The following is a 12,239-nucleotide window of genomic DNA, read 5'->3' on the forward strand; positions in this document are numbered from 1 at the left end:
CAGGCCAGAAAACACACTTTCTTTCCCATGATCATCCCCCCTATTATTGTTTGTATTATATTAAAATTTCGCCTGAAAAAGCAAAGTGTTTTTTGAAGAATCGCTGGAAAACAGAAAGATACCAGTTAAAACAAAAACAGGGATGCCTTTTGGCATCCCTTTACACTTCTGCTATTGCATCTGGCAGCCCCACGGGGAATCGAACCCCGACCTCCGGACTGAGAATCCGGCGGACTGGCCGTTATCCTATGGGGCCATCCAGGGGTAATTTTAAACCATATCGGAAAGAAAATCAAGTGGGGAGTTAAATTTTCCAGATACCAACACATTTAAGAGCTCTACGGAGGGCCGAACGAAAATCCATAAGGGTTGAAATCTTCACATCCTGTGATAAAATATAAAGACGGCGGGGCGTAGCGCAGGTGGCTAGCGCGCTTGCATGGGGCGCAAGAGGTCGCTGGTTCAAGTCCAGTCGCCCCGACCACGCAGAGGTCCCCACGTTTGGGGACCTCTTTTCATTTGTCGTATCTTTTCAGAAAGGCGTATATCTCAGCGATCACAAGGTACATCTCTTCAGGAATCTCTGAGAAAAGATCCAGTCTCAAAAGATCGTCTATGATATCCGGCCTTTCTTCTATTGGTATGCCATGCCTTCTGGCCATCTCGATTATCCTTTCTGCAACTTCACCCACACCCTTTGCCACAACCTCAGGTGCACTCGTTCTGGTGGGATCGTATTTCAAAGCCACTGCTTTCTTTATCTCATCCGTACGCATTGAATCCCTCCCAGTTCATGGGATCCTTTCTCAAAAAGAAGACGTGCGCGATCAATCCCAATCTTTCGAATTCCTTCTGAAGCTCTTCGCTGTGAGCGGACAATTCCTCCGAATTCTTCTCAGCGTAGAATCTCACCGAGAGAGATCTGCCCTCCAAAATCACGTCGGCAACGACCCTGCCGAACCGCACGGTGTTAACAACAAGGATCACTCTATTGTTGTCTTTCTCCCACCACATCTCCTGAACACCGAAAGAAGGCATCGAAGCGAACCTGACGTTTTCTTCCAGAAGGCTGTTCAAAAGAAAGACGGCATCTAAGAGGTCATCGTCCACCAGTTTTTCAGGTCTTGGGAGGAGTTCTTTGTCCGGAAGTTCAAACTCCATCATTTCTCTGTCTTTCCAGATGAGGACCCAGCCGTTTTCTCTTTTCTCAACCGCTACTTTGTCGTTCACAAAATCCTCAAAGAAGGTCAGATCCGGCTCCTCCTTGAGTTTGAATTCGACAAACGGAAAGTTTCTCCTTCTGAAAACAACAATCAGGTACTTTCCAGAGAGAGGTAATGCCATGTAGTTCTTCCCCGCGAATCCCTTAGAGAGCGGTTCATTCATCTGATAGACATCGTACTCTTCGGTGGAAAGGATGGGTCTTTTCAAAGTGACTGTTCTTCTGAGAGCCTCTTCATTTATATTCCGATTGATTGGAAAGTTCTTTTGAACGTACTCAAAGAAGCTCTTGACGGAAAACCTGATCCGAACGCTGGAAGGTCCTGACTCGAAAACCTCAGGGAAAGATTTCATTATGATCTTCTTTTCTTCATTGTTCATCTTGAGGAAGCGAGATGGAACGAGGTGTTTCACAAACAACTTCACAAAGTGAACGTACTTCTTATCGAACCCGCGGGAAATGTCGTGCAAGAATTCCAGAAGACCCGGCACTTTGAGAACCTTGAGGGAGAGTTCTTCATCGAAGTGTGCCAGGAGCTTCGCTTTGAGCTCCTTTCCGGTCATGACCCTGTTGTTCCAGACTCTCACGCTCTCTCCCGGCTTCGGTGCCTTGCCGTTTATCTCGAGGATGAGGATGCTGTTTTTCTTCGAGAGAACGAGCACGTTGCTGTACCTTCCCAGAACCTTCCAGACGTCCATTCTTCATCCTCCCCCTATGATTATCGACAGTCGTTTAAAATCATAAACGTGGAGGTGGAAGAATGTTCCTTCAAAAAATCCTCGGAGCGTTTCTGGTAACACCCGGTCTTTTCATACTCCTGTTGATCGTGGGGAGTTTCTTTTTCAAAAAAGCAAGATGGTTCCTCTTGGCTTTGGCAGCGATTGTGTATCTTTTCAGCAGTTACGTGGGGGAGTTTCTCTTTCTCTGGCCTCTCGAGAAAAACCTCGATGTTCCTGCAACGCTTCCAAACGACGCTGTGATCGTTGTTCTCGGTGGTGGTGTGGAAAGAAACACGAAGGCGGGTGACAACCTCAGCGATGCCACTCTGAGAAGGCTTCTGACAGGTGTACAGATCTACCAGAAGACAAAAATGCCTATACTCGTAACCGGTGGTAGTTTAACCGGGCTGAGGTCGGAAGCGATGATAATGAAAGACTACCTTGTTTCGCTGGGTGTTCCCGAAGAAAAGATCACCGTTGAAGACAGATCGAGAAACACGTACGAAAACGCCCTTTTCACGAGGGAAAAAATAGGAGATGTGCCCATCATTCTGGTAACCGATTCGATCCACATGAGAAGGGCTGTTTTCACTTTCAAGAGGTTTTTTCAGAGTGTGACACCGTACCCCGCTGGATTCTACTTTGGAGATCCGGAGTTCGTAGATTTCCTTCCGAATGCCACCTCTTTCTATCTGAATTCACGGGCCATCTACGAGTGGATCGGTCTTGTCTGGTACAATTTCAGGTGGAGGTGATACGATGAATCTTTCAACCGCGAAAACGTTGGCGGGGGTAGGGATGATACTCAAACTGTTTGGTGCGGTGCCGGTGGTAGGGTGGATCTTTTCTCTTGTGGGGCTCATACTGTTTCTCATTGGTATCTACAATATTTCACAGCAGGTGGGGGAAAGAAGAATCTTCAACTACCTCTTGATACCCGCTGTTTTGCTGTTGATCGTTTCTGTGATCTTCTCTGTTTCACTCGTTGCTTCACTCTTCGCGGGCGGTCTGTTCGCTGGTGGTGTGACCTTAGCCGGCTTCGTAACCATTGTTGTTCTTGGAATAATAGCCCTCGTTTACAAGGTGAAAGCCTACAGAATGATCGCCGAGAGTTTGAAAATCTCAGTCTTCAACACCGCCGCGTCTTTCTACAAATGGGGAGCGATCCTTCTTGTTGTTTTCGGGATGGGTTTCATACTCATGTTTGTGGGTGATATTCTCACGATAGTTGGCTTTTTCTCAAAACCATCCGAAGAAGCGGCTTGAAAAAACTCGGGGGGATGATTTTTGTATCTGAAACGTTACAAATGGATTTTCTTAGTCGTCGCAATGCTCATTTTCTTTGGAGTGGCTTTTGTTCAGATCCACTACCAGAAGAAACTGGAACGCTACCAGCTCGAAGTCTTCAAAATCATCGTTCAGCGATCTGTGGATCTCGTATCGAGTGGATACTTTCAGTGGACAGAACTGAAAGAAGCGATAGAAAAAAACGATGAAGAATTCATCGAAGAAGCCTTTGAGGAAATAAAATCTTTAGATCCATACATTAAGGAAATAAAGATCCTGAATCAACCTCCAGATTTCGAAGAGGAATACTACAGAGTGGAATCAGATGGGGAAAGACTCTGGGCACTGTTCAAAATATACGACAGCATGGGAGAAGAAATGATAGCTGACAGAACAGCGTATGTAGAATGGAACGTAGCTGGTATTTTGAACTCAATCGGTGCTTCTGTGGAGTTTCGAAAGGGAGGAAAGAAGACGTTCTGGGGTTTAGAGTACAGAAGCAAGTTCGGCAATAAATGGTTTGCAGTTTCTTTCTGGAGTTCACTTGGAGGGTTCTCAATCATACTCATCATTCACTCCATTTTTGTGAGGTCTATTTTGAAGTTTCACTATGAAACAGAAGGACTCGAAAGGATGATCAAAATTATCGACAAGAAAGATCACTACACAGCTCTTCACTCGGAATACACTTCGAGAATCGCTGTTCTCTTAGGAAAGAAATTGGGACTTAACAAGAAGGAACTGAAAGAGCTTGGAATAGCAGGCCGACTCCATGACAGAACCCCAACCACGCAAGCTATCCCCCTTCAGGGGGATAGTAAGTGGTTGTTGTAGTTCAACTGTGTTACAATTAGCACAGGGAGTGGGAAAATGCCCGGACGTGTGATACGAACCTACAAACTCGCCGTACCAGGACACCTGAGTCAAACATGCGAAGAACTCAACCGCACTGCAGCAAGAATCTACAACAAAACGATGTCTATTGTGCGAAAGATACACCGAAAGAAAGGCTTCTGGCTGTCCTGGCCCACCGCAGACAAATACATCCTCCGCTGGGCAGAAAACATCAAAATCCACGTCCATTCAAAGCAGGCATTTGTTCAGCTCTACTTTCAAGCCCTCAAAGGGTACTTCAAAGCAGCCAAAAAGAATCAAGATGCAAAACCTCCCCACAAGAAAAAACGCTATCTGCCGTTCATATGGAAAGAAAGCGCTGTAAAACTTCTGCCAGACGGTACCCTAAGACTGTCTTTGGGCAAAGAACGAGAATCATTTGTTGTACAAACACCTCTCAAACCTCCCCTTCGCATCAAACAGACAAGACTTGTCTTTGAAGATGGATACTATCTCCACCTTGCGATAGAGGTGGAGATTGAAGAGAAGAATGCTGGCTCTGGTGTTATGGCGGCCGACCTTGGAGTGCTCCGTCCCATCACGTGCTTTGATGGAAAAGAAGTCATCAGCTACCACGGAGGAGTCCTCAGCAGCACTCTTCGCTATCGAAACAAACGCCTTGCAAGTTTTCAGTCTGCCATAGCAGAGTGCAAGAAGGGATCAAGAAGGTACAACAAGCTTGTTCGTGCAAAGAAAAGAGTCCTGAGACGGCTCAGAAACCAGATCAACGACATCATGCACAAGATCACAAGCAGTTTCATCGGACTGTGCCTCAGAAAACAAATCAGAACCATCGTGATAGGAGACGTCACAGGGATCAGAGAAAGAGCGGACTACAGCGACAACGCGAACCAGAAGATCCACCAGTGGCAGTTCAGAAAACTCATCGAGATGATAAGGTACAAAGCAGAGCAGTTCGGAATCGAAGTGAAACTCATCTCAGAAGCGAATACAAGCAAGACGTGTCCTGTCTGTGGTGCAAAGAACAATCCGAACGGAAGAAGATACCACTGCAAAGCCTGCGGTTTTGAGTATCACAGGGACGGAGTTGGAGCAATCAACATCTGGAAAAGGTATCCTGGCACAGGCCAGGTAGTAGCGGGCTTGGCCCCCGTCAGAGGTGTGAGGTTTCATCCACACCTCTGTGGCCATGGAGCATCTTTGGCTCCATGGAAGGTGGCCTGAGAGCCACCAAGAATCCCATCCCCTTCAGGGGATTGGGAGGAGGTCAAATAGGAAAGATCGCTGTACCAGAACACATCTTGAACAAACCCGGAAAGCTCACAGATGAAGAATTCGAGGAAATCAAAAAACACTCCATCGTTGGTGCAGACATATTGAGGGAATATCCGGAGCTGTCCTTCGCTGTCCCTGTGGTTCTATACCATCACGAAAGGGTGGATGGTTCTGGATATCCTTTCGGTTTGAAAGATGGAGAGATACCGCTCCTTGCCAGGATTTTAGCGGTAGCGGATGTGTTCGACGCCCTTACCAGCGACAGACCCTACAGAAAAGCCATGAAGCCAGAAGACGCTGCAGCTCTCATGAAGAAAATGCCTCTCGATCAGGAGATCGTGGGAATCCTAGAAAAACATCTTTCGGAGTTCGTCAGTCTGAAACCTCAAGTTTCAAACCCGCGTAGCAATCCATGATTTTCCCGAGGAATTCTCTTTTGAAGATATCAACTGCTCTTTCACCCGTGCAGTGACAGGGAACCACGGTTTCAACTCCAAGCTCGTTGAAGGCCTTCACGATTTTCTCTATCTCATCATCGGAAGATTTCAGAAGATGGAAGCCTCCCACCACCATTTTGATGCGCTCGTTGAAGGTCTCCGCGATGTCAAGGAGAATGTTGTCGATCCCGCGGTGAGAACAACCGGTTATGACAACCAGACCTTCCTTTGTTCTCACAACCAGAGTCTGTTCGTCCTCGAAGAGATCTTTTCGCCTCTCACCGTTTCTCTCAACGAAGAAGTCTCCTGTGGGGACCTTTCCTCTCAGATTCGCTGGTCCCAGAAGGAACATGTTTTTCCCGATCTCAGTGATTCTTTCGATCACGAACTTTCCTGTGTTCTTCTTGAGTACTTCATTCCAATCGGCTCCTGCGTATCTTTCTCCAGAATACTTCTGATCTAGGGCTTCTTTTCTGAGCCACACTCTCTTTCCTGAAAGATACAAAAGACCCCCTGCGTGATCGTAGTGACCATGACTGATGAGCACGTCCTTTGGAAGATCAATTCCCAGTTTTCGCGCATTTTTGAGAAACACATCGGATTTCCCCGTATCGAAAAGAACGGAATCCACAAGAACAGAAAAACCGTGTTCGCTTTCAAATCCATTTTGAGATGAATCATCACACAGAACGTGTATTCGCATCTTTCTCCCTCCGCTCAAAAACTGAAGGGGGTTGATACCCCCTTCATATTACCACCAGCCTCTCCATCCCCATCCTCTTCTGTGTCTCCAAGCAAAGCCCATTCCAAATGGCCATCCTCTTCTCCATCCATAACCAAAACCTCTCCACCATCCCCAAGGTCTTGCCCAGCTACCACCGAACCTGCACCATCCAAGACCTCTGCCCGTCATCGGCCCAAGTCCCATCGGGCCCGTTCCGTCGAGCCTCGGCATACTGCTCACCTCCTGTTTTCAAGCTCTTTCAGTCTCTCTTCAACGTATCTGAGCTCCTCTTCCAGGTATCTTTTGTAATCTAGAAGCATTTCTTTTTCCTCTTCAGGAGAAGGTGGTACTGGAGGATAGTCGTAATAAGCCCACCATGGCCCTCTTCCAAAACCGAATCCTCCTCGCCAGCCCCAGCCTCTTCTCCATCCGTATCCTCTGCCCCACCACATATTCTCACCTCCCATATATGTATTTTACATATATATGAGAAAAAGTCAAGTCGCTCTAGACTTCCAACATCAATTATTCGCCGTGAGTTTTTTCCCAGATTTCTTTGATCTTTTCGTGTTTTTCCCTGAAAATCTCGATCAGCTTGGGGTGAAAATTGGACGGTGAGGTTCTTCCGTCTCCCTCGAGAATCACCCTGACGGCCTCTTCATGGGACAAGGCTTTTTTGTAGGGTCTTTCTGAGCGCAGGGCATCGTAAACATCGACTATCTTGACGATCTGCGCTTCTATGGGGATCTCGTCGTCTTTCAGACCGAATGGATAGCCCGTTCCGTCATAGCTTTCGTGGTGGTAGAGGGCTATGTTTCTTGCAACTTCCAGTTCTTTTCTGCCGGAGAGCAACTCCCCACCCCAGATGGTGTGCTTCTTCATGATTTCCCATTCTTCTGCTGTGAGCTTTCCTTTTTTGTTCAAGATCTCCTTGGGAACCTTTATCTTTCCAATGTCGTGGAGTGGAGCGTACAGATATATTTTGTGAACAAGATCTTCATCGAGGCCCATCTCTTCAGCGAAGAATTTCGACAGCTCCTGAACTCTTCTGACGTGGTTTCCAGTCGGCTCGTCGAAACCTTCCACGATATCCACCAGTTTGTAGGTGAAAAATTCGTACGCTTCTTCGACAGCTCGGCTTTTCTCCTCTATCTCCTGAGCCATCTTTTGAAGTTCAGAGTAAGACGCCTCGAGCTCCTCGTAGGATGCTTCGAGCTCTTCCCTCTGGGATTCAATTATGGTGATCATATCGGAAACTTCATCGATGAGCTGGTTGATCTCCAGAATGTTCGAAGATGTACCCCCAAGATCAAAGATCCTGGAACGCAGGTACTCCTTTGAAGCCTTCGAGAACACCTCGAGGGGAACTCTGAGTTCTCTGTCGATCAACTTAGATACTCTTCGAACGATCGGGAAAGAAATTATGAAGGCTAACCCGATCACATAACCCAAGTGGAGAAGAGAATTCCTCAGAAAAACAAGAAGCGGTACCTGGATCACAAAGACCGTGGATCCCGTTTTTCTGAAAAATGCAACACCGGACACGCTTATCTTCGCGCCGTAATCTCTTGATTCAAAGTCTTCGGGATCGAGTTTCACATGGATTTCACCGTTTTGAAGAAGAACCGTTCCGTCTTCTGAAAGAACGTACATGCCCGGTTGTAGAAGATCCTTCATCACCTTTGATGGAACAATATCGATTCCCAAAACACCGAGGAGGTTTCCTCGTTCGTCGAGTATCGCTCTCACTATACCAAAAGTGACAACACCGAGGATTCTGTGGGTGAAGGGAGGAGTAACCACAGCAGAGTCGGGGTTTTCAGCAGCAGCTTTGTACCAGGGTCTCTCCCTTGGGTCGAAATCGGGAGGAAACGTGTAAAGAGGATATATGTAGTAATTGCCATCCGGGGTGGCAAAGATGGGATAAGCTGAATAATCTCCGAAGTGTTCGCGGATCAGTTTCAAAACCTCGAGAATCGTTCCGGGATTTTCAAAATCCTTACTGCGATCTGCGAAGAAATCGAGGACATCCCGGTAGTGATCGATTGTCCTTTCCCACTCGTTCGAAACAAGGGTGAGCTTTTCGAACCAGTCTTTCTTGCCAATATAGTAGGTTACTATAAAAACAAAAACAGCTATCACGAGCGATAGAAGAAAAATGAAGATCAGATTTTTCTTGTAAACCAGATCTTTGATAACATCACTCAATTTTCTCGGTGCCACATCATCACCCCTCGGTGTTCTTATTTTACTACATTTTTACAAGGCGATCGTGATGTATGACTATTTGGCTTAGAAGTGCTAAAACTTTAGTAGGTCGCACAGAAATAAAGTATCTCCGAGCCCGAAGAGGGGAAGATTGGGAGGAGGTCAATACATCTTGACACATCCACCTACGAAGTGTTATGATTGAGGAGTACCATCTTTCGTTAAGGAGGCATGTGTTATGAGAGGAAAGGTTAAGTGGTTCGATTCCAAGAAGGGCTACGGATTCATCACAAAGGACGAAGGAGGAGACGTGTTCGTACACTGGTCAGCCATCGAAATGGAAGGTTTCAAAACTCTGAAGGAAGGCCAGGTCGTCGAGTTCGAGATTCAGGAAGGCAAGAAAGGTCCACAGGCAGCGCACGTGAAAGTAGTTGAGTAAAGAGACGAATCAGCCCCCGCCCGGGGGCTTAAATTTTCTTTCTCCACTTGATTTTTAGTCTCACATATGGTACCATTTGGCATGTGAGACGTAATAATATTCATGGAGAGGTGAGGACACGGTGAAAAAGGGAATACATCCAGAGATGAAGCTCGTAACTGTTAAGTGTGCGTGTGGTGCTGAGCACACTTTTTACACGACGGTTGACAATATAAGAATCGACGTGTGTTCTAACTGCCATCCGTTCTACACCTCCGGTGGAAAAGGTGGCGTTCTCATAGTGGATACGGAGGGTAGAGTGGAGAAGTTCAGAAGGAAGTACGGAGACAACTATTGAGAGGCAATATCACTTTTGTGAGGAGGGTTTTTTGTGAAAGTTGGTGAACTTGTGAAGGGAAAGGTTTCTAAGATCGTGAAGTACGGAGCCTTCGTGGATATCGAAGGGGGGGAAAGAGGATTCATCCACATTTCCAAGATCTCCAAAAACTATGTGAAGAGAATCGAAGATTACCTTCACGAGGGGCAGGAGATATCCGCGAAGGTGATAGGAAGAGCCAGAAACGGCGGCTGGGAACTTTCCCTGAAAGATCTTGAAGAAGAAACACCAAAGACAGGTGAGAAATCTGAAGAAAAGAAAAATATGGATTTCGAGAAAAAGCTATCCAGATTCTTGAAAGAAAGCAGTCAGAAGCTTTCCGAATACAAGAAGAGACTCGAGAAAAAAGGCAGAAGAAGCGCATGGTAAAAAAAGCGGGGGTAATCCCCGCTTTCATTTTTTTAATAGATCCTTTCTGGAAATTCTTTATCTTCCTTCACCACCACAACTTCCGTTCCAACACCAGCGAAAGCGTCGATTTCTTCCACATCTCTGTTGAACATCCTGATACAACCGTGCGAGATCCTTTTTCCTATTTCCCACGGTTTCGAGGTGCCGTGTATCGCATACGTGGGATCCGATAACTGCAGATACCTCGTTCCGAGTCCGTTGAGAGGGGTTCTGGGGGATATGTACTCCCCAAACCAGTAGAGGGCAGGATCTATCTCTTTTCTGAGAACCCAGTAACGTCCCGGAGGTGTGGCGTCACTCCTTCCAAGGGCCACGGGATAAACTTTGAGCAGAACCCCATCGTAGTAAAGAGCGAGCTTAGATGAAAACAGATTCACAACTATTGTGACTGGATTCTCCCGGAAATAGACCCTTCCGATCTTCAAAACCTGACCAGCCACTATCCTGTCGGGATCTTCCAGGCGGTTTATCAAAACGATGTCTCCAACTCTCACACCGTATTGATTGGCTATGCTCCAGAGTGTTTCTCCTCTCTTCACAACGTGCTCGGCAAACACAGTGTAGTCGAAAGCGCCATCTTCTCCCCTCATAGGTACCGCAACGCGTTTTATAACGTAGATTTCTTTCTTCAAGCTGAAGGTGTAACCGTATGGACCGTTGAAAGTAATTTCCAGTTCGTGCGCACCATCTTCGAGAAAGGACTTGAAGACGCAGATCCACTTCCCTTCCAGGTTGAAGAATCTGAATCTCTTTCCCTCCAGGTTTAACGAGACAGGTACCACACCTTCTGGAGACTGAATGAACACGTACACCAGAACTTCTCCGTTTTTTATGTCCGAGATCACTCTTGTTTCGGGTTTCTCCAGAGGTACCCTCAAAACCTGAGGTGCCACACGGTACATCCTCTTCCCGAAAGAATTCACACCTTCAACAATTGGAAAGAAGGGGCCTTCGAAATCCACCTCGAAGGTGTAATCGCTGTTTTTCACTTTTTCAGGAAACACAAATCCCGCCGGGGAGTAGAGAAGAAAGGTCGTTATTTCTCCTTCGTAGAGTTTTTTTACGGAGAGAGTCACGTGATCTTCAGAAACGCTCTTCAGTTCAAGAAGGTGATCCGCCAGCAAGGTTTGAAACAACATCAAGAATACCGCAAGCCACACGAATCTTGTCATCTTCATCAATCCTTTTGATGAAACCGTCTCTTCCGTATATGTAGACCTCCACTCTGTCGGAAGAGAACGCTTTCCGGGCATCGTTCAGCACGAGCAAATCCAGATTCTTCTCTCTCAGCTTTTTCACAGCGTTCTCCTCGAAATTTTCCACCTCAGCCGCGAATCCCACAAGAATCTGATTTGACTTTCTCTGTCCGAGTTCTTTGAGAATATCTTTTGTTCTTTCGAGATGGAGAACGAGATCGTTCTCTGTTTTCTTCAGCTTTCCTTCAAAGACCTTTTTCGGCCTGTAATCTCCCACGGCGGCGTTCATTATCACGATGTCTGTATCTTCGAATCTCTTCATCACCTCTTCGTACATCTCTTCAGCACTTTCTACTTTCACAAATTCATCCACATAGTAAGGTGGTTTCAAAGACGTTGGGCCGGATACAAGAGAAACACGAGCTCCCATCCTCTTTGCGACAGTTGCCAGCGCGTATCCCATCTTTCCTGAACTCGCGTTAGTGATGAACCTCACAGCGTCTATACGCTCTCTTGTTGGTCCCGCGGTGATAAGAACCTTTTTTCCGGCGAGCTTCTTTGGAAAAGTCAAAAGGTGTACCGCTTCGACTATCTTTTCGTTCTCCGGATATCTTCCCTTTCCGACCTCACCGCACGCGAGATGGCCTTCTTCGGGTTCCACAACGAACCAGCCGTTGTTTTTTAGCTTTTCAAGATTCTCTTGAAACAGTTTGTTGCTGTACATACGGTAATTCATCGTGGGAACGAGAATCTTCGCGTCTTTATCAAAAGCGAGAGCGACGAGTGTGAGAAGATTGTCCGCTATTCCGTTTGCGATCTTTGAAATGGTGTTCGCGGTTGCGGGGGCAACAACGAGCACGTCTGCCGTTCTGGAAATTTCGGTGTGCGGGATCCAGCCATTCCTGACATCCATCCAGTCGTGGTACACGGAACAGTTTCCAACAGCTGAAAACACCACCGGAGAAATCATTCTGGTGGCGTCCGGTGTCATCACCACGTGAAGTTCGTGACCTTCTTTTCTCAACTTACTTGCCAGGTCCACGGCTTTGTATATCGCTATGCCGCTGCTGACACCGAGTACTATCCTCAT

16 protein-coding genes and 2 tRNA genes are annotated in these 12,239 nt (G+C 46.7%); 9 read left to right on the top strand and 9 right to left on the bottom strand.

The window, feature by feature from the left end:
* Positions 1 to 181: 181 nt before the first annotated feature.
* A tRNA-Glu gene (locus tag TM_RS08500) sits at positions 182 to 256 on the bottom strand.
* Between the two features lie 151 nt (positions 257 to 407).
* Here TM_RS08500 and TM_RS08505 point away from each other — a divergent pair.
* Positions 408 to 484 (top strand) — tRNA-Pro (locus tag TM_RS08505).
* Positions 485 to 515: 31 nt separating this feature from the next.
* Here the strand turns inward: TM_RS08505 and TM_RS08510 are convergent.
* Positions 516 to 776, bottom strand: coding sequence for a FlhB-like flagellar biosynthesis protein (locus TM_RS08510; protein ID WP_004082188.1), 261 nt, complete (start codon positions 774 to 776; stop codon positions 516 to 518).
* Positions 763 to 1,920 carry a flagellar hook-length control protein FliK gene (locus TM_RS08515; RefSeq protein ID WP_004082189.1) on the bottom strand — a complete coding sequence of 386 codons (1,158 nt, stop codon included), beginning with the start codon at positions 1,918 to 1,920 and terminating at the stop codon, positions 763 to 765. The genes TM_RS08510 and TM_RS08515 overlap by 14 nt, the downstream gene beginning before the upstream one ends.
* Positions 1,921 to 1,982: 62 nt before the next feature.
* Between TM_RS08515 and TM_RS08520 the strand changes: the two genes are divergently transcribed.
* From TM_RS08520 to TM_RS08540, 5 genes are read left to right on the top strand one after another with little or no spacing between them, the layout of a single operon-like run.
* The gene (locus TM_RS08520) at positions 1,983 to 2,696 is read left to right on the top strand and encodes a YdcF family protein (RefSeq protein WP_004082190.1); all 714 of its coding nucleotides are present in this window, start codon (positions 1,983 to 1,985) and stop codon (positions 2,694 to 2,696) included.
* A 4-nt stretch (positions 2,697 to 2,700) separates the two neighbouring features.
* Positions 2,701 to 3,207, top strand: a complete 507-nt coding sequence (locus TM_RS08525; protein ID WP_004082191.1) for a DUF996 domain-containing protein — start codon at positions 2,701 to 2,703, stop codon at positions 3,205 to 3,207.
* Positions 3,208 to 3,228: 21 nt separating this feature from the next.
* Positions 3,229 to 4,062 (top strand): hypothetical protein, encoded by an 834-nt coding sequence (locus TM_RS08530; protein ID WP_004082192.1) that lies wholly within the window; start codon positions 3,229 to 3,231, stop codon positions 4,060 to 4,062.
* A gap of 36 nt (positions 4,063 to 4,098) precedes the next feature.
* A complete protein-coding gene (locus TM_RS08535) occupies positions 4,099 to 5,307 on the top strand; it encodes an RNA-guided endonuclease InsQ/TnpB family protein (RefSeq protein ID WP_004082193.1) in 1,209 nt (402 codons plus the stop codon).
* Positions 5,292 to 5,774 carry an HD-GYP domain-containing protein gene (locus tag TM_RS08540; protein WP_004082194.1) on the top strand — a complete coding sequence of 161 codons (483 nt, stop codon included), beginning with the start codon at positions 5,292 to 5,294 and terminating at the stop codon, positions 5,772 to 5,774. Before TM_RS08535 ends, TM_RS08540 begins: the two co-directional genes overlap by 16 nt.
* Here the strand turns inward: TM_RS08540 and TM_RS08545 are convergent.
* The 4 genes from TM_RS08545 to TM_RS08560 form a co-directional block, all read right to left on the bottom strand.
* Entirely contained in the window at positions 5,731 to 6,498 is a 768-nt protein-coding gene (locus tag TM_RS08545; RefSeq protein ID WP_004082195.1) for an MBL fold metallo-hydrolase, read from the bottom strand. The genes TM_RS08540 and TM_RS08545 overlap by 44 nt on opposite strands.
* 48 nt (positions 6,499 to 6,546) lie before the next feature.
* Positions 6,547 to 6,750, bottom strand: a complete 204-nt coding sequence (locus TM_RS08550; RefSeq protein WP_004082196.1) for a DUF5320 domain-containing protein — start codon at positions 6,748 to 6,750, stop codon at positions 6,547 to 6,549.
* Positions 6,751 to 6,755: 5 nt separating this feature from the next.
* Positions 6,756 to 6,971, bottom strand: coding sequence for a DUF5320 family protein (locus tag TM_RS08555; RefSeq protein ID WP_004082197.1), 216 nt, complete (start codon positions 6,969 to 6,971; stop codon positions 6,756 to 6,758).
* A 73-nt stretch (positions 6,972 to 7,044) separates the two neighbouring features.
* Entirely contained in the window at positions 7,045 to 8,742 is a 1,698-nt protein-coding gene (locus TM_RS08560) for an HD domain-containing phosphohydrolase (protein ID WP_004082198.1), read from the bottom strand.
* A gap of 223 nt (positions 8,743 to 8,965) precedes the next feature.
* Between TM_RS08560 and TM_RS08565 the strand changes: the two genes are divergently transcribed.
* The 3 genes from TM_RS08565 to TM_RS08575 all read left to right on the top strand — a co-directional run bounded on the left by TM_RS08565 (position 8,966) and on the right by TM_RS08575 (position 9,911).
* On the top strand, positions 8,966 to 9,166 hold the full coding sequence (locus tag TM_RS08565) for a cold shock domain-containing protein (RefSeq protein ID WP_004082199.1): 201 nt from the start codon (positions 8,966 to 8,968) through the stop codon (positions 9,164 to 9,166).
* Between the two features lie 121 nt (positions 9,167 to 9,287).
* Entirely contained in the window at positions 9,288 to 9,503 is a 216-nt protein-coding gene (rpmE, locus tag TM_RS08570; protein ID WP_004082200.1) for a 50S ribosomal protein L31, read from the top strand.
* 33 nt (positions 9,504 to 9,536) lie between these two features.
* A complete protein-coding gene (locus TM_RS08575) occupies positions 9,537 to 9,911 on the top strand; it encodes a S1 RNA-binding domain-containing protein (RefSeq protein ID WP_004082201.1) in 375 nt (124 codons plus the stop codon).
* Positions 9,912 to 9,943: 32 nt separating this feature from the next.
* Here the strand turns inward: TM_RS08575 and TM_RS08580 are convergent, their stop codons facing one another.
* Together TM_RS08580 and coaBC are read right to left on the bottom strand one after the other, a co-directional pair.
* Positions 9,944 to 11,092, bottom strand: coding sequence for a L,D-transpeptidase family protein (locus TM_RS08580; protein WP_004082202.1), 1,149 nt, complete (start codon positions 11,090 to 11,092; stop codon positions 9,944 to 9,946).
* On the bottom strand, positions 11,055 to 12,239 hold the full coding sequence (gene coaBC, locus TM_RS08585; RefSeq protein ID WP_004082203.1) for a bifunctional phosphopantothenoylcysteine decarboxylase/phosphopantothenate--cysteine ligase CoaBC: 1,185 nt from the start codon (positions 12,237 to 12,239) through the stop codon (positions 11,055 to 11,057). Before coaBC ends, TM_RS08580 begins: the two co-directional genes overlap by 38 nt.

This window comes from Thermotoga maritima MSB8 (assembly GCF_000008545.1).
In the GTDB taxonomy this organism is placed as follows: domain Bacteria; phylum Thermotogota; class Thermotogae; order Thermotogales; family Thermotogaceae; genus Thermotoga; species Thermotoga maritima.

Coding starts and splice junctions, on each gene's coding strand:
- TM_RS08510 (WP_004082188.1), bottom strand. CDS start 776: ATGCGTACGGATGAGATAAAGAAAGCAGTGGCTTTGAAATACGATCCC.
- TM_RS08515 (WP_004082189.1), bottom strand. CDS start 1,920: ATGGACGTCTGGAAGGTTCTGGGAAGGTACAGCAACGTGCTCGTTCTC.
- TM_RS08520 (WP_004082190.1), top strand. CDS start 1,983: ATGTTCCTTCAAAAAATCCTCGGAGCGTTTCTGGTAACACCCGGTCTT.
- TM_RS08525 (WP_004082191.1), top strand. CDS start 2,701: ATGAATCTTTCAACCGCGAAAACGTTGGCGGGGGTAGGGATGATACTC.
- TM_RS08535 (WP_004082193.1), top strand. CDS start 4,099: ATGCCCGGACGTGTGATACGAACCTACAAACTCGCCGTACCAGGACAC.
- TM_RS08540 (WP_004082194.1), top strand. CDS start 5,292: ATGGAAGGTGGCCTGAGAGCCACCAAGAATCCCATCCCCTTCAGGGGA.
- TM_RS08545 (WP_004082195.1), bottom strand. CDS start 6,498: ATGCGAATACACGTTCTGTGTGATGATTCATCTCAAAATGGATTTGAA.
- TM_RS08550 (WP_004082196.1), bottom strand. CDS start 6,750: ATGCCGAGGCTCGACGGAACGGGCCCGATGGGACTTGGGCCGATGACG.
- TM_RS08555 (WP_004082197.1), bottom strand. CDS start 6,971: ATGTGGTGGGGCAGAGGATACGGATGGAGAAGAGGCTGGGGCTGGCGA.
- TM_RS08565 (WP_004082199.1), top strand. CDS start 8,966: ATGAGAGGAAAGGTTAAGTGGTTCGATTCCAAGAAGGGCTACGGATTC.
- TM_RS08580 (WP_004082202.1), bottom strand. CDS start 11,092: ATGTTGTTTCAAACCTTGCTGGCGGATCACCTTCTTGAACTGAAGAGC.
- coaBC (WP_004082203.1), bottom strand. CDS start 12,239: ATGAGGATAGTACTCGGTGTCAGCAGCGGCATAGCGATATACAAAGCC.